Source organism: Nocardia uniformis NBRC 13702 (assembly GCF_001613345.1).
GTDB classification, from domain to species: Bacteria; Actinomycetota; Actinomycetes; order Mycobacteriales; family Mycobacteriaceae; genus Nocardia; species Nocardia uniformis.
The window spans coordinates 60,518-82,736 of sequence record NZ_BDCE01000052.1 but is presented as its reverse complement, the minus strand read 5'-3'; the positions used below and the strand labels follow the sequence as shown (position 1 = coordinate 82,736).

The window sequence follows — 22,219 nt, the reverse complement described above, 5'->3', positions numbered from 1 at the left end:
CGAACGCCCACTGTGTCATCCAGCAAGCGCCCGACGTGCCGCGGTCCTCCGGTATCGAACAGCCTGCGGCCGAGAGCGCTCGAGCGGCGCGGGCGGCCGTCCACCGGGTACCCGATGCCGCGCGGCAGCTGATCGACACCCCGGCGCGGTCGGCGGTCGGCGCTGCCGAGATCGAGGTAGCGCGCGCGGAGCCGGTGCGTCGGCTCATCGGGGTTTCGGCGCGGACGCCGGTCGCGCTGTCGGAGCTGTGCCGAACGCTGGCGAGGCGCGTGCGGAACAGCTCGATGGATCTCGCGGATATCGCGTTCACCCTCGGCCGGGGCCGGGCGCACTTCGGATATCGCATCGCGGTATGTGCCAGCGACATCGGGGAGTTGGCCGACGCGTTCGATATGCGCGGCGCTGCCGTCGATCCGGATTGCCCGCAACCGGTCGCACCACGCGTGGCGCTGCTGCTATCACCCGGGGCACTGCCGGTCGGCCCGGCTGAGCGGGTCGCCGAACGTCCCGGTCGTCCTTCCGCCGCACCGGTGGCGGGAATTCAGCCCTCCGATATGTCTTCCGAAACGTCTTCCGACGATGAGCGGGCCGGGTTGCCGAGGACAAGTGACGTACCCGCGTTCGATGTCCCACTACCCGAACAACTGCCCGCGACGGGGGTGATCGCCGACGTGCTCGCGGGACAGCTCGCCGTGCACGATCGGCTGCGCGCCGGTGGAATTCGGTACGCCGCCATTCTCAGCGGGGGCGCGTCGAAATACCTCGCTCGTTTCCTGCTCGGCTCGCGGGAACCGGTCGACGCCGCTGACCTCGCCGCTGCCGCGGCGACGCCCGCGGTGAACCGGTCGCGTCTGCTCGCCGCCGCCGAGAGCTTGCTGCGCGACGGCGCGGTCGTTTTCGTCGATCCCAGCCCGGACGGCATTCTGGGCCGGTTCCTGGCCGAGGATCTGGCGAGCCGCGACGATGCGGAAGTTCTCTTCGGATCGGCCGCGTCCGCCGGATCTCTCGGTATCCTGGGCGGCCTCTACGAGCGCGGGGTGGATCTCGACTGGGCCCAGGTACCTGCCGGGGATGGTTGGCGCGTACGGCTGCCCGGGCACCCGCTGCACGGGACCCGCTGCTGGGTCGAGCTACCCGGCTCGACCCAGCCCGCCGAACTCGCCCCGGCAACCGCCTCGTCCGAGTCCCGAGAGCCGGGCGTGCCGTCGGACGCCACCGACTGGTTGTGCGCGGTACTGCGCGAGCTATTGCACGCGGAGACCGAAATCGGTCCGGACGACGACTATTTCGATGTCGGCGGCAATTCGATCATCGCGGTGCAGTTGGTCGAACGGGTCGAGGAGACATTCGGCTTCCGGCCCAAACTGCTCGATGTGTACGAGCGACCCACGGTTGCCGATTTCGCCGAACTACTGCGTGCGGGGTCGCGACCGGCGGCGGATGAGGCGAGCCCGCACGGCCTGCCGCCGATCACGCGCACCGACGAGCTGGTCATGTCACCCGGCCAGGAACGCATGTGGTTCCACCACCAGCTGGTTCCGGATACCACCCTCTACAACTATCCGGTGGTCAATGTCCTGCGCGGGCCGATCGACGTGGACGCGGTCAAGGGCACCTTCGAAGATTTCGCCGAGCGCCACGAACCGCTGCGCTACAACCTCGTCGAGGCCGACGGAATGCCCGCGGTGCGGGTGCGGCCCGCGCTGGGCGAATTCTTTCGGGTGGTGGACGTTTCCGGCGAGTCCGATCGGGTGGGGATCGCCCGCGAGCTGATTGCGCGGGCCGCCGTCCGGCCGTTCGATCTGGCGCGCGACCCCTTGGTGCGGGTGCTGGTGGTGACGCTCGCTCCGGATACGCATGTGCTGCAGGTGGTATGCCATCACTGCGTCACCGACGGCCAGACCCCCGGCATTCTCGCCCGTGAGATTCCGGTGCTCTACGCCGCCCGGCAGGAGGGGCGCACCGCCGAACTCGAACCGCTAGCCATCCGCTACCGCGACTACGCGCGCTGGCATCGTGGGCTGCTCGACTCGGGCGCACTCGACCATGAACTCGACTATTGGGTGCACACCTTGCGGGACGCACCGAAACTGCGGCTGCCCACCGATTTTCCGCGCCCGCCACGCAAGACCTTCGCCGGTGAACTGGCGCCGTTCACGGTACCGGCGACGCTGCTGGCCGCCGCCCGGACGGTCGCCAAACGGGAGTCGGTCTCGCTGTTCGTGGTACTGCTGGCCGCCTTCTATCTGCTGCTCGCCCGGCGCAGTGGCCAACGCGACCTGGTCATCGGAACACCGACCACTGGCCGCACCCGCCGTGAGTTGGACGGGCTCATCGGCTTCTTCAACAGCACCGTCGCCCTGCGCGCCAACCTGTCCGGTCCCGCGACGCTGGGCGATCTGCTGGAGCGGGTACGCGCGATCGTGCTGGGCGCGTTGGAGAATCAGGAGATTCCCTTCGAGCGTGTGGTTCATGCCCTCGACGATCAGCGCGACCTGTCCCGCACCCCGGTCTTCGATGTGCTCTACGTCCACCAGGATCTCACCAGCACCGGTGCGGCCAATCGACTCGGCACCGGTGCGGCCAATCGACTCGGCGGCGGTGCGGCCAATCCGTTCGGCGGCGGAGAGACGGAATTCTTCGACCTGGAGCACTCGATCCACAATGCGTTCGGCGGATTACCGCCCGGCACAGCGAAGTTCGATCTCAGCCTGATCACCTACGATCGCAGCGACGGCCACGATATGCTGGCCTGCTTCGAGTACAGCACCGAGCTGTTCACCCAGCGCACCGCCGCGGGCTTCGCCGCCGCCTACCTCGAGATCCTCACCGAGGTAGTCGTGGCGTCGGCTCGGGATCGGTCGATCGAGGAGCTGGTCGTTGCCACACCATCGCCCGCATCCACGGGTGCATCGGAATACGCTGTGGCACTGGACATTCCGATGGACAGGCCGCGCGGAAGCGCTGCGGCCGGCTACTCGCCGGGTGCGGTGCGCGAGCGGCTCGATACCGTGCCCGGTGACGCCGACGTGTTTGCCGCCTGGGTAGCGCTGCTGAGCTGGTACTCCGGTTCCGATGAGGTGACGGTGGGTCTGCCCACCGGCGTGGCTCGCCTGGATCTCGCCGACGAACCCGCCGGTGCCGAACTGCGCGAACGCGCCGCCGCGGCGCTGGCCGCCCCGGTGGGTCCGGTCGGTGCCGAGGCCATCCGTTTCGGCGACTTCCGTCCCGAGATTACGGAACTGGCGCTGCACCGGCCGGAGGGCGACCGGGCGGTCCTCGAACTGGCCTACGCCACAGAGCTTTTCGACGAATCGACCGCGCGGCAGATGCTCACGGATCTGATCCGACTGCTGCGGGGCCTGCTGGAGACACCGGAGGATCCGGTGCCGGATATCGCGGTGCGCAGCATCGCGGAAGCGGAGGTGACCCGATGACCGGAGTCGTGGCGGTGATCGGCGCGGGCACCATGGGTGCGGGCATCACACAGTGTCTCGCGCAGGCGGGATACGAGGTCATTGTCGTCGAACCCGATCCGACCGCTGTGGAGCGGGCCCGCCGCGGCCTCGACGAGGCGGTGCGCCTGGCGCTGCTCTTGGGCCGCGGTGATCGCGGCACCGCGCTCGGCACCGCGCGCCGGGTGCGGTGGACCGACAGCATCGGTGAACTCGGCGCGGTCGACTTCGTCATCGAGTGCGCGATCGAGCAGATCGAAGTCAAGGAGAAGCTGTTCGCCGAACTGGACCAGGTCTGTCCCGCCGCTGCCGTGCTCGCCTCGGCCACCTCGGCCATCCCGATCGCCCGGTTGGCCGCGGTGACCGGCCGCCCGGATCGAGTACTGGGTCTGCATTTCATGAATCCGGCCCCATTGACCGATGCGGTGGAAGTCGTACACGGCGAGGCGACCTCACCCGATACCCTGTCCCGCGCGACCGACTTGCTGACCGCCCTCGGCAAGGAATCCATCATCGTCGGTGACCGGCCCGGGTTCGTCCTGAACCGCCTGCTCATGCTGAGTATCGCCGAGGCTGCCGCGCTGCTCGACCGTGGTGAGGACGCGGCCACCGTCGATGCCCTCTTCGAACGCTGCCTCGGCCACAAAATGGGCCCGCTGCGCACCGCCGACCTGATCGGCCTGGACAACGTCGCCGACACCCTCGAGGTGCTGAGACGAGAGACGGGCGAGCCCCACTACCGGGTGCCGCCCGCGCTCGCGGCACTCGTCGCCGCCGGACATTTCGGCCGCAAGACCGGACAAGGATTCCATGACTATCGCTGACACGGCCGTCGCCCGTGCCGACACCACCACCGCCGGCGTGCCCAGTGATGCCCAGCGGGCCGCGCTGGCGAGCGATGCCGGCACCGTCGATCTCTACATCGAACTCACCGGCTCGTCGGATGCGGCCGCGCTGACGCGCGCCATCGATACGGTCGTGGCCGAATGCCCGGTGCTGCACAGCGTCTTTCGCGATGACGCCGGTGCTATCCGGGTGTATGCGAATCCGCCCGCGCCGACCCTCGTGTTCGCCGATATCGACGACGACGAGTCGTTCGTCTCCACCTGGATAGCCGACGAGCGTTCCCGTGCAATGGATATCGTGAATGGTCCGTTGTACCGGCAGGCTGTCTTCCGGTTGTCCGGCGACCGGCTCGGCTGGTATCAGCGCTATCACCGGTTGGTCAACGATCAGGCGGGCATGCTCGCCCTCCTCGCCCGGGTACGCGATGTGCTGACCGGGGTGGGCGCGAACGCCGGTGCGAACCCGCCATTCGGCTCCGCCGTGGACCGCCTGGAAAACGAACGCCGGTACCGTGAATCGGGCTCATGGGCGGCCGACCGCGAGTACTGGGAGCACAGCCTCTCCGATGCCGCCCGGCCCGAACCGCTGCCGACACCTGGCCGTTCGCTGCCCGCCGATTCGGCCGCGCTCTGGGTGGCAGTGCAGGCATCGGTGGAACTCACCCGGCTGGCGCGTGCGTGCGGTGGCGGCGCACCGGCCGTGGTGCTGGCCGCGCTGGCCGTCTACGCGTCTCGCCTGGCCATGGCCGACTCCTGTGTGATCGCGTTGGACAGCGGGGAAACAGTGCTGCCGCTGCGTATCTCGGTATCAGCACAGAGCGACTTCGTCACCGTCGCCAAACAGGTGGGGCGAGAATTGCGCAAGGCGCGGCGACACCGCTACATCCCCGATATCGATGAGCCGTGGGCGGACGCGCCGGTGTCCGGGCAGTGGCCGCTCACGGTGCGCATGCTAGGCGGCGCGGCGGTCGACCGGCTCGGTGCTGCCGTCGTGGCGAGGTGCTCCGGGTCGGGTGCCGAATTCACCGTATGCGTCGACGATCGGGCCGCGGGCGGGTGGCAGATCGCCGTTGCGGGGGCGTCCCGGCACCGGGACCGTCTGATCCGGCTGCTGGAACAGCTGGCCCGTGCGGCATACACGCCGATAGCCCAGATCGATATCGCCGCACCGGGTGAGATCGAGCATCTGGTCGGCAGCCGCCCCGGCGACGCGGCCCCTACGACACTCGCCGCTCTGCTCGCCCAGCGGGCGGCTCGCTCGCCGCAGGCGATCGCGCTGGTCACTTCCGAAACCCGGGTAACCTACGCGACCCTGCACGGCGACTCGAATCGATTGGCGCGCAGGCTGATCAGCCTCGGCATCGGTCCGGAACATGTGGTGGCGCTCGCCATCGGCCCGTCGCCCGAGCAGATTCTCGCGATTCACGCGGTGTTGGCGGCCGGTGGCGCGTACCTGCCCCTGGATACCGACCATCCGCAAGAGCGCCATGCCCGGGTACTCGACAGCGCGCAGCCGATATGCGTACTCACCACCCTGCGTGCCGGATTCGCCGCTCCGGCCGGTACCCGGGTCATCCCTATCGATGAACTCGACCTGACCGGCGAGTCGGACGCCCCGGTCACCGATGCCGACCGCATCGCCCGGCTGCGTCCGGACAACCTGGCGTACGTGCTGTTCACGTCGGGCTCCACCGGAGCGCCGAAAGGTGTGGGCGTCACCCATGCCGCCGTGTGCGCGCACCTGGCCTGGGCGCAGCACCTGCACGGGCTCGACGACACCGATGTGGTCGTACGCAAGACGGCCCTGACCTTCGACGTCTCGGTCTGGGAAGTGCTGTGGCCGTTCATCGCCGGTGCGCGACTGGTGGTGGATGGGTCCGGCCCACACGGCGATCCGAGTGAGCTGGCGCGGGCGATGGCCGCCTACGGCGTCACCACCGTGCAGTTCACGCCGTCCACGCTCGCGGCCCACCGGAGGGCGGTGGCCGCGCCGTTCGCGCCGAGTGTGCGTCGCGTGCTGCTAGCCGGTGAGGCGGTGACGCCGGCGCTCGCCGCCGCGCTGCCCACCGTCGCACCGGGTGCGAACTATGACAATCTGTACGGTCCGACCGAGGCGACGGTCGCCGTCACCCGGCACGCGATCGACGAGAACGATACCGCCGCAGTGCCTATCGGCGCACCGGCGTGGGAGGTCCGCGCCCTCGTACTGGATGTCTGCCTGCGGCCTGTCCCGGTGGGGCTGGCAGGCGAGCTGTATCTCGGCGGCGCGACGCTCGCGCGCGGGTATGTGCGTTCGACCGGGCTCACCGCGACACGATTCGTGGCCGATCCGTTCGGCGGATCGGGGCAACGGCTCTACCGCACCGGCGATATCGTGCGCTCGACCGGGCACGGCGAGCTGGAATTCCTCGGCCGCGCCGATTTCCAGGTCAAGCTGCGCGGTATCCGCATCGAACTCGGCGAACTCGAATCGGTGCTTGCCGCAGCGGAATCCGTAGCGCAGGCCATCGCGGTCGTACACGAGGGCGGCGCAGCCGGTTCATCCGGCGGCCGACTGGTCGCCTACGTCACCCCTGCCGCTGGTCATCGCATCGACACCGCCGCCTTGGACCGGCGGCTGCGTGCGGTACTGCCCGCGCACCTGGTGCCCGCGACGATTATCGAGCTCGCCGAATTCCCCGTGACCCGCTCCGGCAAGGTGGACCGAAAGGCACTGCCCACAAACGATATCGAGACGGTGGCCTTCCGCGCCCCGCGCACCGATACCGAAATCGCGCTCGCCGACGCCTTCTCCGAGGTACTCGGCCGCGACGGCATCGGTGTCGACGAATCCTTCTTCGCGCTCGGCGGCGACAGCATCATGTCCATCCTGCTGGTCTCCCGGACGCGGACGCGCGGCGTCATCGTGACCGCCCAGCAGGTATACGAGCACCGCACCATCGCCCGCCTGGCGGCCATTGCCGAAACCGCTGGCGGGGACGAGATTCCGCCGCTCGCCGAGTTGCCGGGCGATGGCGTCGGTGAGTTGCCGCTCACCCCGGTTATCCGGTTCCTGGTCGAGCGCGGCGGCACCTTCGACCGCTTCTGCCAGTCGATGACACTGGATCTACCGGCCGGAATCGAGCGCACCGCACTGGTTTCCACCCTCACCTCGGTCGTCGACCACCACGACATGCTGCGCTCGCGGCTCTACCGCGATGATTCCGGCGAATGGCATATCCAGGTCGCACCGCCGGGCAGCGTCGATGTGGACTCCCTCATCCACCAGGTCGGGTACGCCGCTGACCTCGCGCACGCCGACCTTCGCGCGCTCGCCGTGCACGAACTCAATGCGGCGGTCGACCGGATCGACCCGTCCACCGGCGCGGTACTGCGATTCGTCTGGCTGACGCCGGACGCGCCCACCTCGCCCGGACTGCTTGTCATCGCCGCACATCACATTGCCGTCGACGGCGTCTCCTGGCGCATCCTGCTGCCCGACTTCATTGCCGCCTGGGCGGCCGTCGCGGCGGGGAATACCCCGCGCTTACCCGCCGTCGGAACGTCCATGCGCAGGTGGGCGCATGCGCTCGTCGACACCGCGCACACCGACGCGCCGGCTGCCGAACTGCCGATCTGGCGTGAGATCGTCGAGGGCCCGGATCCACTGTTCGGTGAACGCCCCTTCGATCCGCACCGCGATATGGCCACCGACGTGGCACACACCACCGTGGAACTCGACGAAGCCGATACCGACGCCATTCTCACCGCCATTCCCGACCGCTATCGGGCCCGCGTCGCCGATGCGCTGCTGACCGCGCTCGCGCTGGCGGTGACACGCTGGCGGTCGCGGCGCGACGAGGACGAGCGATCGGTGCTGCTGCGGCTGGAAGGGCATGGCCGCGAACAGGATGCGGTGCCCGGGGCGGAGCTGTCCCGCACCGTCGGCTGGTTCACCTCCATCGTCCCGGCCCGACTGGACCTGGGCGGGGTGGATCTCGACGACGCGTTCGCGGGCGGCCAGGCCATGGGCGTCGCTATCAAGGCCGTCAAGGAACAGCTGCGGGTCGCGCCCCACAACGGTTTCGGCTTCGGCCTGCTCCGCTATCTGAACGAGGACACGGCCGCCGCGCTGCCCCACGGTGAGCCGGGACAGATCTCGTTCAACTACTTCGGGCACATCACCGGCCTCGACATTCCGGAGGAGCTGGCCGGAATCGGCTTCCTGCCCTCCACCGAATTCGGCATGCTGGCCATTCGGCCCGACACCCGGCGCGGCGCGCTGGGAGCCGTCGAAGTGGACTCCATCGTGCTCGGTCACCGGCTGGTGACCAGCTTCGGTTATGCCCGTGGCGTATTCGGCGATGCCGCGGGCACGGAATTGGTCGCGCTGTGGCGCGAGGCGCTCACCGCCGTCGCGGAACACGCACGCGATCCCCGCATTCGTGGCGGGCACACCCCCTCCGATTTCCCGCTCACCGCGGCGACCCAGACCGATATCGATCGCTGGGAGCAGCGGTATCCGACACTGAGCGAGGTGTGGCCGGTTACGCCGTTACAGGCGGGCATGATGTTCCACGCTCTCTTCGATCCGGGCGCGGTGGACGTCTACACGGTGCAGTTGGTGTTGAGCCTGGAAGGGGCGGTGGCCGCACCGCGGCTGCGGTCCGCGGCCGCGACCGTGCTGGCGCGACATGCCAACCTGCGCGCCGCTTTCGACGTCGATACGAACGGTGTACCCGTGCAGATCGTCTCCGACCACGCGGAACTGCCGTGGCGCGAGCTGGATCTGACCGAGGCGGCGGGTGACTACGACCGCCTCCTCGACGCCGACCGCACGAAGCCGTTCGATCTTGCCGACCCGCCGCTGCTGCGCTTCCTATTACTCCGCCTCGGAGCCGGGCATACCCGTTTCGTCGTGACCTGCCACCACCTGCTGCTCGACGGCTGGTCCATACCGCTGCTGCTGCGCGAGATCATGGCCGAGTACGCCGGTTTCGCGGTCGAATCGCCCCGGCCCTACCGGCACTACGTGGAATGGCTCGCGCGGCAAGATGAATCGGCGTCGCGGCGGGTGTGGGCACAGGCGCTGGCCGGTATTTCGGAGCCGACCCTGCTCGCGAACGCCGCCGCCGCGCACAACCCCGCCACTCTGCTCCTCGAGCGGGAGTTCGACCTGGACCAGCCGCAAACCCGAGCGCTGGCCCGCCTGGCCACCGAACTCGAGGTGACCATCAATACCGTCGTACAGGTCGCCTGGGCAATCCTGCTGGCGCGCATGACCGATCGCGCCGATGTCGTCTTCGGCACCACGGTGTCCGGTCGGCCCGCCGACCTCGCGGGTGTCGAGAATATGGTCGGACTCTTCATCAATACGATCCCCGTGCGGATTCGACAGGCCGCGGGTGAGTCCGTGGGCGCGCTGCTGCGCCGCGTGCAGCGGGAGCAGTTCGCACTGACGGCGCACCACCACCTGGGTCTGCTGGATATCGGTGCGCAGACCGGTCTCGGCGGCGGAAACCTGTTCGACACCCTCCTGGTCGTCGAGTCATATCCCGTCGACGCGGCGAAGCTGCGCGCGGATGCCCTCGCCTTCGCCGACCTGACCATTACCGGGCTGCGATCCCGGGAGGCGACGCACTACCCATTGACATTGACCATCCGGCAGACCGATCGACTGCACATCCTGGCTGGATGGCGACCCGACCTGGTCGACGAGGCGACGGTGACGCGACTGGGTGAGTGGTTGCGGCGGATACTGACGGCGCTGGCCGCGAATCCGAATACCTCAGTGGCCGAGATCGATCCGCTCGACGCGGCGCAACGGAGTCAGGTGCTGCGAGACTGGCAGCGCCCGGCGGCGCGGCAGTCGGAGTCGACCCTGATGGACCTGTTCCGCGCACAGGTGCTCACGCGAGCCGATGCCGTCGCGGTCCGGTGCGGCGACCGGGTGCTGACCTACGGTGCCCTCGGCGCGCGCTCCCATGCGTTGGCTCGCAGGTTGGCCGCCCGCGGGATCAAGCCCGGGACGCTGGTGGCCGTGGGTATTTCACGTTCGGTGGATCTGGTCGTAGCGCTACTCGGCATCCTCGAGTCCGGGGCCGGATATGTGCCGCTGGATCTGGAGAATCCGTCGCGACGCCTCGAACTCATGCTCTCCGAGACCGATCCGGCCTGCCTGGTCACCACCGAGGCCGATATCGCGACGCTGCCCGCCAACGCACTGCCGAGGATTGTTCTCGACGGTGCGGGCGAGATCAGCAGCGAGACAGCGGAAGACGATATCGCACCGGTGCCGCCGAGCCCGGACGATATCGCGTACGTGCTGTACACGTCCGGTTCCACCGGACGCCCGAAGGGCGTCTGCGTCACCCATCGCAATGTGGTCGGCATGCTCACCGCCACGCGGGCGGTACTCGATACCGATCACACCGATGTGTGGACGCTGTTCCACTCCTACGCCTTCGACTTCTCGGTGTGGGAGATGTGGGGCGCCCTCGCCAGCGGCGGCACACTCGTCATCGTGGACACCGACCGGACACGGTCGCCCGGCGAGTTCACCGAACTCATGGCCCGCCAAGGTATTACGGTGCTGAGTCAGACCCCGTCGGCCTTCGCCGCATTGCTCGACAGCGGTTTCGGCCGGGCAGCCGTGCCCGCGCTGCGGCATATCGTTCTCGGTGGCGAAGCGGTGGATCCGCGGCGGCTGCGGTCGTGGTACGACACCGATCCGGGCGGGCAGACCCGGATCTCGAACCTGTACGGCATTACCGAGGCGACCGTACACGCCACCCACTTCGCGATGGACAGTGCGCACGTCGAGTCGGCAGGCCGCGGCGTCATCGGACGCGGCCTGCCCGGAATGACGGTCCGTGTCCTGGATTCGCGGCTGCGGCCGGCTCCGGTCGGCGTTCGGGGCGAGCTCTATCTGACCGGAACCCAGCTCGCCCGCGGCTATTTCGCCCGTCCGGCCGCCACCGCGGACCGCTATGTGGCCGATCCGTTCGGAGCGCCCGGTGCGCGCATGTATCGCACCGGCGATCTGGCGCGCTGGAATGCCGACGGACAACTCGAATATCTGGGCCGCGGCGACCACCAGGTGAAGATTCGCGGCTACCGCATCGAACCGGGGGAGGTCGAGGCCGCACTGCACGAACACCCGTCGGTCGCACGGGCGGTGGCGGTGGCCCGGACCGGTGATTTCGGGGCGGCGCGACTGATCGCCTACGTGGTACCCGCACCCGGGGTCGAGCCGACGCTGGAAGCGCTGGAAACACATATCGCACAGTGTGTTCCGGCCTATATGCGACCGGCCGCCATCATGCTCGTCGATACCCTGCCGCTGACGGGCAACGGCAAGCTGGACCTGGATGCGCTGCCCGCCCCCGTCATCGCCCCGCGTTCGGATCGGGCTCCGCGCACCCCGGCCGAACAGGCTGTGGCCGAACTCTTCGCCGAGGTGCTCGGTGTCGACCGGCCGGGCGTGGACGACTCGTTCTTCGCACTCGGTGGCGACAGCATCATCTCCATCCAGCTCGCCTCCCGGGCGCGGGTACGCGGCCTGCACATCACGCCGCGTGAGGTCTTCGAGCATCGTACGGTGGCCGGGATCGCCACTGCCGCACGAGCACTCGATGTCGACGCGGAAGCGCCGCAGCGGCTGCCGGAACTGCCGGGCGGCGGTATCGGCGATATCCCGCTCACCCCCGTGGTTCGGTGGCTGACCGAACGTGGCGGCGGTGTGCGCCGGGTCAATCAGACCCTCACCGTCGAACTACCCGCGCACACCGGGCACGACATCCTGATCCAAGCCGTCGCGGCGCTCATCGACCGGCACGATATGTTGCGTAGCAGGCTGTTCCGCGGCAAGTCCGGCGCATGGCGGTGCGAAACGCTACCGGCGGGCACATCGGATGCGGCGACGCTGGTTCACCGCATCACCTTCGACGATGCCGCGGATACCGCCACCGTGCGGGAGCTGGCCGCCGCGGAGCTCGATGCCGCACTGGATCGTCTCGATCCGGCCGCCGGGAAAATGGTGCAGTTCGTCCGGCTCGACGCCGAGCGGGGGAGTCTGCCGGATCGATTGATCATCTGCGCCCACCACCTCGCCGTGGACGGCGTCTCCTGGCGTATTCTGCTGCCCGACCTGTTCACGGCCCTCGCGACTGCCACCGATGGCGCTGTGCCGCACCTGGACCCGGTCGGCACCTCCATGCGCCGGTGGTCGAACGCGCTGGTCGACGCGGCCTACGCGCCCGACCGAATTGCCGAGCTGGAGACTTGGCGACAGATCTGCGCGACACCGGAACCTCTGCTGGGCAGCCGACCGCTCGATCCGGCGGTCGACACCACCGCCCGGCTCGCGACGGTGGAGGTCACGGTGGACGACACGGTGACCGAGGCGCTCGTACGGACCGCTCCCGCGCGTTTCCATACGGGCGTCGATGCGGTCCTGATCTCCGCGCTGGCCGTCGCACTCGCGGTATGGCGGGCGAATCGTGGTGCGGATGCCCCGGTATCGCTGCTGCGGTTGGAGGGCCACGGACGCGAGGAACAGCTCGCGCCGGGCGCGGATCTGTCCCGCACGGTCGGCTGGTTCACCTCCCTCTACCCGGTTGGCCTCGATCTCGGCGATATCGATCTCGAGGCGGCCTTGGCCGGAACGGATGCGATGGGGGCGGTGCTCGACACGATCAAGGAACAGTTGCGTGCCATCCCCGATAGCGGTATCGGCTACGGGTTGCTGCGCTACCTGAATTCCGAGACCGCCGAACAGCTTCCGGTCTCGATGCCCGGGCAGATCTGCTTCAACTACCTCGGCCGCGTCGACGACCGGGGTGCCGGGGTGCTCGCCACGCCGGATGCCCACCCGGATCCGGACCTGCCCGTGGCCGCCGCCCTCGAGGTGAACGCGATCGTGGCGGGATCCACACTGCACGCCGGATTCGCCTATCCCACCACCCTGCTCGACGAAGCCGCGGTATCGGAACTGGCGCGGTTGTGGGTAACCGCACTCGGCGCCATCGCCACGCATACCCGCAGCGAACATGCCGGTGGACATACGCCCTCGGACTTCCCCCTGGTCCGCGTGAGCCGCGACGATATCGCCGGATGGGAGCGGGACTACGGTCGGCTCACCGAGGTCTGGCCGCTCGCACCGCTGCAATCGGGCCTGTTGTTCCACGCCACCGTCGCGGCTCCGGCCGATGCGACCGTCGCCGACGTCTACAACGTGCAAACGGTGGTGCGGCTGGGCGGGGCGATCGATCGCGATCGGCTGCGACTGGCCGGGCAGCGCATCCTGGAACGGTACGCGAACCTGCGCGCGGCCTTCGTCTTCGATGCCACCGGCACACCCTGCCAGGTGGTGCCGGAGTCAGTCGAACTGCCGTGGCGCGAAGTAGATCTGGCTGCGATGGACGCCGTGGTGGAGCTGGCCGCCCGAGAGCGTGCGCGCCGTTTCGATCCGGCCCGCCCACCGCTGCTGCGCTTCGCCCTGGCGCGCGTCGCGAACGCGGAGCATGTCCTGGTCGTGACCTACCACCACATCCTGCTCGACGGCTGGTCGGTGCCGCTGGTGCTGCGTGATCTGCTGGCGCTCTACGCCACCGACGAGGCACTGCCCGCGCCGCGGGGCACGTTCCGCGACTATCTTGCCTGGAACCACGACCGGGATATGGCGGCATCCACACGCGCTTGGCGGCGGGCACTGAACGGCGTGAGTGCGCCGACGCTGGTCGCCCCGGCGACGCGTATCCGTGACAGCGCGGTCACGACGGCCGATCACCGGTGGTCACTCGATACGCGGACCACTGCCACACTCGCCGCGACCGCCGCCACCCTCGGGGTTACCGTCAACACCGTGTTCCAGGCGGCCTGGGCGATCCTGCTGGGGCGCAGGCTCGGACGCGGCGACGTGGTGTTCGGCGCGACCGTCTCCGGTCGCCCCGCCGCACTACCCGGTGTGGAATCGCTTGTCGGACTCTGCATCAATACCGTGCCGGTGCGAGTGCGGTTCGGTCCGAGCACGCCTGTGACGGACCTGCTGCGGGCGGTGCAGGCCGAGCAGGCGGATCTGATCGAGCACCATCAACTCGGGCTGACCGAGATCCACGCGGCCGCCGGACTACAGGACATGCTGTTCGACACGGTGCTGGCCTTCGAATCCTATCCGGTGGACAGCGAGCAGCTCGCCGCCGCGGCCGCCGCCGCCGCCGACGGTGTGACCGGCGCGGGCCTCGAAGTCACCGACGCCGCACACTATCCGCTGACGGTCACCGTCGAGCCAGGCGGCGAGCTGACGGTCCGAATCGGTTACCTGTGTGACGTTTTCGACGAAGCTCAGGTGGCCGACATCGCCGTGCGCATGCGGGGACTGCTCACCGCCATCGCCAGCCATCCGGGAGCGACCATCGAGGAGCTGGCGTGACCGCGGGCCTACCGCTGACCCGTGCGCAGCAACATATCTGGATCGCGGAGCAACTCGACGACACCGGACGGCGCTTGATCGTCGGCGGCTACGTGCACATGCGTGGCGCGATCGACGAGGAGATCTTCGAGCGGGCGCTGCGAATCGTCGTCGCCGGAGCGGAGACGCTGCGGGTGCGTTTCGACACCGGCGTCGACGGATCGGTCACCCAGGTGGTCGAGGAGGTGCGGGATTGGCCGTTGCACCGCAACAGTTTTCGCACCGCCGCCGATCCGCGCGGCGCGGCGCTGCGTTTCATGGAGGCGGCCTTGGACCGGCCGTTCGACCTGGGCCGTGCACCGCTGCTAGAACACCATCTGCTGGATCTCGGCGCGGCGGGTGCGGTGTGGTTCATCCGCTCCCATCACCTGGTGATCGACGGTGCGTCCTCGGCCGCCTTCATCCGTCGCGTCGCCGATACCTACACCGCCCTGCTCGACGGACGTCCGGTGGTGGAATCGGTATTCGACCGGGTGGCCGACCTGATCGCGGAGGACGAGCGGTTCCGCACGTCCGCTCGGTTCGCTGACGACCGGCAATTCTGGGCGCGGCGGCTCGCGACCGACGGGCCGTACGACGCGCCGCAATTCGCCGGAGCGCCGGTGGCCGCCGATGGTGATCGATTCCTCCGCCGTGCCGGTGTACTCGCCGCGGCCGAGTGGCAGGCGCTGCGTGCCCGGGCCGAGACGTCCGGCACCCCGTGGCCGGTGTGGGCGTTCGCCGCCATCGCCATACTGCTGCACGCGGATTCGGGTACACGGACGGTGACCCTCGGTCTGGCCGTCCCCGCCAAACGCTCGCGGAACGCCCTCGGCATGACCGCGAACGTGCTCCCGCTGCGGATTACGGTCGACCCGGCCACCACGGTCGGCGACCTGCTCGCCGCCGTGCGCGCCGAATCCCTTGTCATCCTGCGCCACCAGCGTTTCCAGTACGGTGAGATGCTCGCCGATCTGCGGGCGAGCGGGCTCGACGGCGGCATTATCGGGCCCACGGTCAATGTGATGCCCATGCAGAAGGATCTGCGCTTCGGATCCGTATCCGCGGGCCTGCGCCATATCGCGGCCGGGCGTGCCGACAATCTGAATATCAGCCTCTACGACAATGGCGATCCGGCGCTGTCGGTGGTGCTCGAATCGAATACGCTGCGCTACTCCGAACGCGACCTCACCGCACACCATCGGCGGCTCACCGAAACCCTTGCCGCCCTGGCCGCCGCGCCGGAGGATCTCCCGCTCGGACGGCTCCGCTGCGCACCTGATCCGGCGGGGCCCAGCGCCACCGCCCCCTCGACCGAGACGCTGGTCGATCGGTTCGGGCGCATGGTGGTCGCGCACGGTGACGCCACCGCCGTGGTGCACGGCGATGCGGAACTCACCTATGCCGAGCTCGACCGGCAGGCGAAGCGGCTGTCCCGGATCATTGCCGGATACGGGGTAGGCCCGGGAGACTTCGTCGGACTCGCGCTACCCCGCTCCCTCGATCTGGTCGTCGCGATCGTGGCCGTGTCGCAGACGGGTGCGGCGTATGTGCCGCTCGATCCGGGCTATCCGGAGCAGCGACTGCGCACGATCATCGACGACGCGGCACCGGCGCTCATTGTCACCGGCGCGGAAGTTCAGCTGCCGGAGACCAGCTCCGAGGTCTATCGGCTGCGGATCGGCGACGCGCCGCAGGTCGTGCCTCGTGAGCCGCGGCATCCCGGGCCGTCGTATCCGGCCTATGTCATCCATACCTCCGGCACGACCGGCGTGCCGAAGGGCGTGGTGGTCACGCACGCCAATGTGATCCGGCTGCTCACCGCGACCCGGCCGTGGTTCGACTTCGGTCCGGATGACGTCTGGACCCTGTTCCACTCCGCCGCCTTCGACTTCTCGGTGTGGGAGATCTGGGGAGCACTGTGCCACGGGGGCAAGCTCGTCGTGGTCGACGCGGAGGTAGTACGCGCACCGCGTGAGTTCCTCGAACTACTTGTGGCACAACGGGTTACGGTGCTCAATCAGACGCCGTCCGCCTTTGGCCTGCTGGTCGACGCCGAGGCGGACCGACTGATCAGCGGTGACCGCCTCGCCCTGCGCTACGTGATCTTCGGCGGCGAGCCGGTGGAACCCTGGCGGCTGACCGACTGGTGGTCGCGCCACGATCCGCGAATGCCTCGATTGGTCAATATGTACGGCATTACCGAGACGACGGTATTCACCACCGGAACCACCCTGGAAGGTAGCGCCGAGGCGGGTGAAATCGGCACGCCCATACCGGATCTGGCCGTATATGTTCTCGACGCCGCCCTGCGGCCGTGTCCGCAGAATGTGCCCGGGGAGCTCTATGTGGCCGGTCCGGGCGTGGCCGCGGGGTATCTGCGCGGGCAGGGTTCGACCGCGACGCGTTTCGTCGCCGACCCCTTCGGCGCACCGGGCACCGTCATGTACCGCAGTGGAGACCTCGCGCGTCGCGACGACACCGGGACGCTCGAATACTTCGGACGAGTCGACCGGCAGGTGAAGATTCGTGGCTTCCGGATCGAGCCGGGCGAAATCGAAGCCGCCCTGAGTACGCTCCCGGCGGTGCGGTCGGCGGTGGTGTCGACCGTGGAGTACCGGCCCGGTGACCGGCGGCTGGCGGCCTTCGTCACCGGCGCGGGAATCGATATCGCCGAAGTGCGCGCGGCGCTGGTCGAACGGCTTCCGGCACATGCCGTGCCATCCACCATCGTGACCGTCGACGCCATTCCCACGACGCACAACGGCAAGGTCGATGAGCGCCGACTGCGCGCGCTCGCCCTCGGTGGCGGTGCGGCCGACGGTGGTGCGCTGCCACGCACCGATGTTGAGGCGCGGCTGCACAGTCTGTTCGCGGAGGTGCTCGGGCACGACGTTTTCGGTATCGGGGATGGCTTCTTCGCCGTCGGTGGGGACAGCATTCTCGCTATCCGGCTGGCGGACCGCGCCCGCGCCGAAGGGCTGGCCCTCACACCGCGAGATATTTTCGAACAGCAGAATATTCGCGCGCTGGCCGCCACCGCCGCGCTACTCCCGCCGGTGCCCGCCCTCCCACCCACCACACGAGGCGGCCGCACCCTGCTGCCCGCGACTCCCTTGCAGGCCGGGCTGCTGTTCCACTCCCTGTATCAGGCAGGGGACGGCAAGGACCCCTATCTCGTACAGGCCGCGCTGACACTGGATGGCCGGATCGACGCGCAGCGGCTCGCCACCGCCCTGCGTACGGTGCTGGACCGGCATCCGCACCTGCTGGGCCGCTTTGTCGTCGATGGCGACAGACCGGAGTACGAGATCCGCTCGGATGTGGAATTGCCTTGGCGGGTAGTGGATCTCGCCGACCTCGCAGCTGCCGATCGAGACGAAGCCGTGCGCCGGGTACGCGCCGAGGATGCGCGGATGGACCCGCTCGTGGCCCCGATGCTCACCGTCACCCTCGTTCGCACCGAGTCGCGCTCGGCCACCCTGTTGGTGACGCATCACCACGCGCTCCTCGACGGCTGGTCGCTGGGCATCGCGCTGCGCGAACTGCTGCTGGCATACCGTGGCCTCGAATTGCCCGCCGCCACACCGTTCACCGCATTTCTCGATCGGTCCGCCGCACGGGACGGCGACCGTGCTCGCGAGGCATGGGCGCGGGCCCTCGCCGGAGCGGAGCCGAGCAAGGTCGCGCGCGGCGACCGGCAGCGGTGGCGGCGACCCGAGGAGCGCAGCTATGTGCTGCCCGCCGCCATGGTCAGCGGGCTGCGAGAACAGGCCGCGGCGCACGCGCTGACGCTCAACACGATGATCCAGGCACTGTGGGCATTGGTGATATCCAACCTGACCGGCAGCGATGACGTCGTCTTCGGCATTACCGTCTCCGGTCGCGACGGCGGCGATCTGGGCGGCGTCGTCGGGCTGCTCATGAATACCGTGCCGCTACGGGTGCGCACCTGCCCGTCGACGACGCCGCTCGACATAGCCGTCCGGATTCAGCGTGAACGGGTCGCGCTGATGGCGCACGACCACCTCGGGCTGGCCGACATCATGGCGGCGGCGGGCGCGTCCGATCTGTTCGACACCTCGCTCGTCTTCGAGAACTTCCCGCTCGATCGCGGCCTGCTCGACACTTCGGACGCGGACGTACAAGTCACCTCCGTGGATGTCCGCGGCGGCACACACTTCCCCTTGACCGTGGTCGTGGTGCCCGAATCGGGTGAGCTGACCTTCCGCATCGGCGCGCAGCTCGACCGCATCGACTCCCTCGCCGATATCGACGAACTGTGGTCGCGCGTCCACACCGCCGCGGTAGCGCTCACCACATCACGACAGTCCCCGGTCGGTCGGCTCGATCTCCTACCGCCGGCCCGCCGGGCCGCTGTGCTCGCCGCCGGACGCGGTGCGGACACCGATCTCGACCACGGCGGCCTCGCCCGCTGTTTCGAGTCGATCGTGCGCGCCCACACCCACGACATCGCACTCTGGTGTGACGGTGTGGAGTTCACCTACGCCGAGGTGAACGCCCGCGCCAATCGGGTCGCCCGGTGGCTGCGCTCCCGCGGGGTCCGGCCGGGCGCGCCGATCGGTATCGCGCTGCCGCGCTCGGTCGACCTCGTGGTCGCCTTCCTTGCCGTCGCCAAGCTGGGCGCGCTGTGTGTACCGCTGAGCGACCGCTATCCGCCCGCGCAAGTGCGACAGTTGCTCGCTTTCACCGGAACCGACCTGGTGCTACGCGAACTCGACAGCGCGGCAGCGGAGTTCGACGACAGCGACCTCGGCGTCGCGGTGTCACCCGATGCCGTCGCCACCCTCATGTTCACCTCCGGATCGACCGGCGCGTCCAAGGGTGTCGAGGTCACCCACCGCAATATCGTGGCGCGCGCCCGCGACCGGATCGGCCACGGCGAGGGGTATCAGCGCATGCTGATGCACCTGCCGTACAACTGGGACATGGTGGTGTGGGAGCTGTGGTTGCCCCTGCTCACCGGCCGCACGACAGTGCTCGCGCGCCCCGGCGTCCTCGATGTGCACGACTACACCGAGGTGCTGCGCGCGGGCCGGGTCACCTCGATCATGCTGCCCGCGGGTTTGTTCGACCTGCTGGCCGAGCAGATTCCGGACGAGCTCGCCGGCCTGCGCATGATCGCGTCCGCCGGCGACGTATTGCCGCCACGCGCCGCCGCGACCGTGCGGCGGGGTGCGCACCCACCCGTGGTGACGAATCTGTACGGACCCGTGGAGGCGACCAGCTACGCGCTCGGATTCGCGATTGCGGGCGACACGTCGCCGGATCGTCCGGTCCCGATCGGACGCCCGGCCGACAATACCCGGGTCGCGGTCCTGGACGCGGCGCTGCGCCCGGTCCCCGCCGGGATCACCGGCGAGATCTACCTATCCGGCGCGGGACTGGCCAACGGCTACCACCGGGCCCCCGCCCGCACCGCGGAACGCTTCGTGGCCGATCCGTTCGGCCCGGCCGGTGCGCGCATGTACCGCACGGGCGATCTCGGACGCTGGGACGCCGACGGCCTGCTGCACTTCCTCGGCCGCGCCGATAGGCAGTTGAAGGTCAATGGTTTTCGTGTCGAACCCGGTGAGGTGGAAGCGGCCCTGCGGCGCGAGTCCGGTGTCACCGCGGCCATTGTCACCGCGCGCCGGGTCGTGAGCGGGCAGTCACTGCTCGCGCATATCGTCGCCGATGACGCCGTCGACGTCGCCGCGCTGCGGACCCGGTTGGCAGCGACGCTGCCCTCGTATCTGGTTCCGTCGGCGATCGTGGTGCTGGACGAGTTGCCGCTGACCCCGATGGGCAAGATCGATGTCGGTGCACTGCCCGTACCGGCGACCGGTGCTCGGATTCCGGTACGCACACCCCGGCAGCAGGTCATCGGGACCGCGTTCGCGCAGGCCCTGGGCATCGCGGAAGTCGGTATCACCGACGACTTCTTCGCACTCGGCGGCAACTCGCTGTCCGCGATCCGCGTAGTCGCCACCCTGCGGTCCACCCTCGGAGTCACGGTATCGCTGCGCGATCTGTTCGAGTCGCCGACCATTGCCGCTCTCGAACGGGTACTCGATCAGCGCGCGGCAGGCAATATCGCGCGCGGTACCGGGACTTCCTCGAACAGCCTTGCCACCGTGCGTCGTACGGAGCCGATCCCGCTCACGCCCGCACAACAGCGCCTGTGGACGGTGAACTATCTCAGCGGAAACCGCCCCGACTATCTGATCGCGACCGGACTCGAGGTGTACGGACCGCTCGATCCGGCGGCGGTGGAAGCGGCCGTCACCGACCTGGTCGAACGGCACGAAATCCTGCGGACCGTACTGCCCTACACCGTCGATGGCCCCATCCAGCGCATTCTGCCGAGGGAGGCCGCCCGGCCGGACTTCCGTGTCGTGGATGTATCCAGGGGCGAAAGTATCGACCGGGCAATGGATTCCGAGCTGCTCCGTGGATTCGACCTCGCCACGGAACTACCCCTGCGTATCCGACTCTACCGACCGAGCGCCGAACACCACATCCTGCTCGGCGTACTCCACCATGTCGCCGGCGATGGCGAGTCCCTGGGCGTACTACACCGCGATCTGCTCACCGCCTACCGTGCGCGCGCCGCCGGTCGAGCACCCGATTGGACCGCTGCCCCAACACAGTTCGCCGACTACACCCTGTGGCGGCGGCAATTGCTCGATGCCGACGGCACTTCCGGCGCGACACTCGAACGACAGTCGCGATACTGGCGCACCGCACTCGACGGCATGTCGTCGCATCCGGTGCTGCCCGTCGACCATCCACGCACCGAGCGACGCGATAACATCGCGGCGGCGGTACCCATTCATATCGACGCCGCGACGCATCGCGCCCTCGCCCTCGCCGCCCGCGGTCACCAGGCCAGCATCTACATGCTCGTGCACACCGCGCTCGCCCTCGCGCTGCGCGATAGCGGCGCGGGCACCGACCTCCCCGTCGGCGTCGCGGTGAGCGCGCGCGACGCCGAGGGTTTACAGGACCTGGTCGGCTGCGTGGTCGACACCGCGATCGTTCGCGTCGACCTGTCCGGCGACCCGAGCCGACCCGAACTCGTGGCGCAGGTCCGCGACCGTGTGCTCGGTGCCTACGAGAACAAGGAGTTCCCCTTCGACAGCCTCGTCGAACTATTGAACCCCCCGCGCTCGCGAACCCACCACCCGCTGTTCCAGGTGATGGTGACCTATCTGCGCGGAGTCGATATCGGAACGGTCGGGCCCGGGTTGACCATCCGGCACCACCCGGTGCCGGTCCGCCGCACCCCGTGGGAGCTTTTGCTGAACCTCCGCGAGGAGTATGGCCACTCCGGGGAATACGCCGGAATTCACGGTGAGATGATCTACGCTGCGGAGCTTTTCGACCGCACGAGCGTCGAGTCCATGGCCACCGCCATGATGTCCGCGCTGGAGATACTGTGCATCGAACCGGCGCGGGAAGACACTGACCACACCAGCGTCGCCTAG

Annotated in this window: 4 protein-coding genes (1 of these 4 only partly in view); all 4 read left to right on the top strand. The window is 68.9% G+C overall.

Annotated elements, in window-relative coordinates; genetic code table 11:
- Tightly spaced (each overlapping or abutting the next), the 4 genes in view from NU1_RS17990 to NU1_RS17975 form a layout consistent with a single transcriptional unit that may run on beyond the window.
- Positions 1-3,437, top strand: partial view of a condensation domain-containing protein gene (locus NU1_RS17990; RefSeq protein ID WP_245720180.1) — the 3' portion only. It extends 1,243 nt beyond the left edge of the window; 3,437 of the gene's 4,680 nt are visible here — the last part of the coding sequence; its start codon lies off the left edge, out of view; the stop codon is at positions 3,435-3,437.
- Entirely contained in the window at positions 3,434-4,279 is an 846-nt protein-coding gene (locus NU1_RS17985; protein ID WP_067522903.1) for a 3-hydroxyacyl-CoA dehydrogenase family protein, read from the top strand. Before NU1_RS17990 ends, NU1_RS17985 begins: the two co-directional genes overlap by 4 nt.
- Complete coding sequence (locus NU1_RS17980; protein WP_067522901.1) at positions 4,266-14,711, top strand: non-ribosomal peptide synthetase; 10,446 nt, start codon at positions 4,266-4,268, stop codon at positions 14,709-14,711. Before NU1_RS17985 ends, NU1_RS17980 begins: the two co-directional genes overlap by 14 nt.
- Positions 14,708-22,219, top strand: a complete 7,512-nt coding sequence (locus NU1_RS17975; RefSeq protein ID WP_067522899.1) for a non-ribosomal peptide synthetase — start codon at positions 14,708-14,710, stop codon at positions 22,217-22,219. Before NU1_RS17980 ends, NU1_RS17975 begins: the two co-directional genes overlap by 4 nt.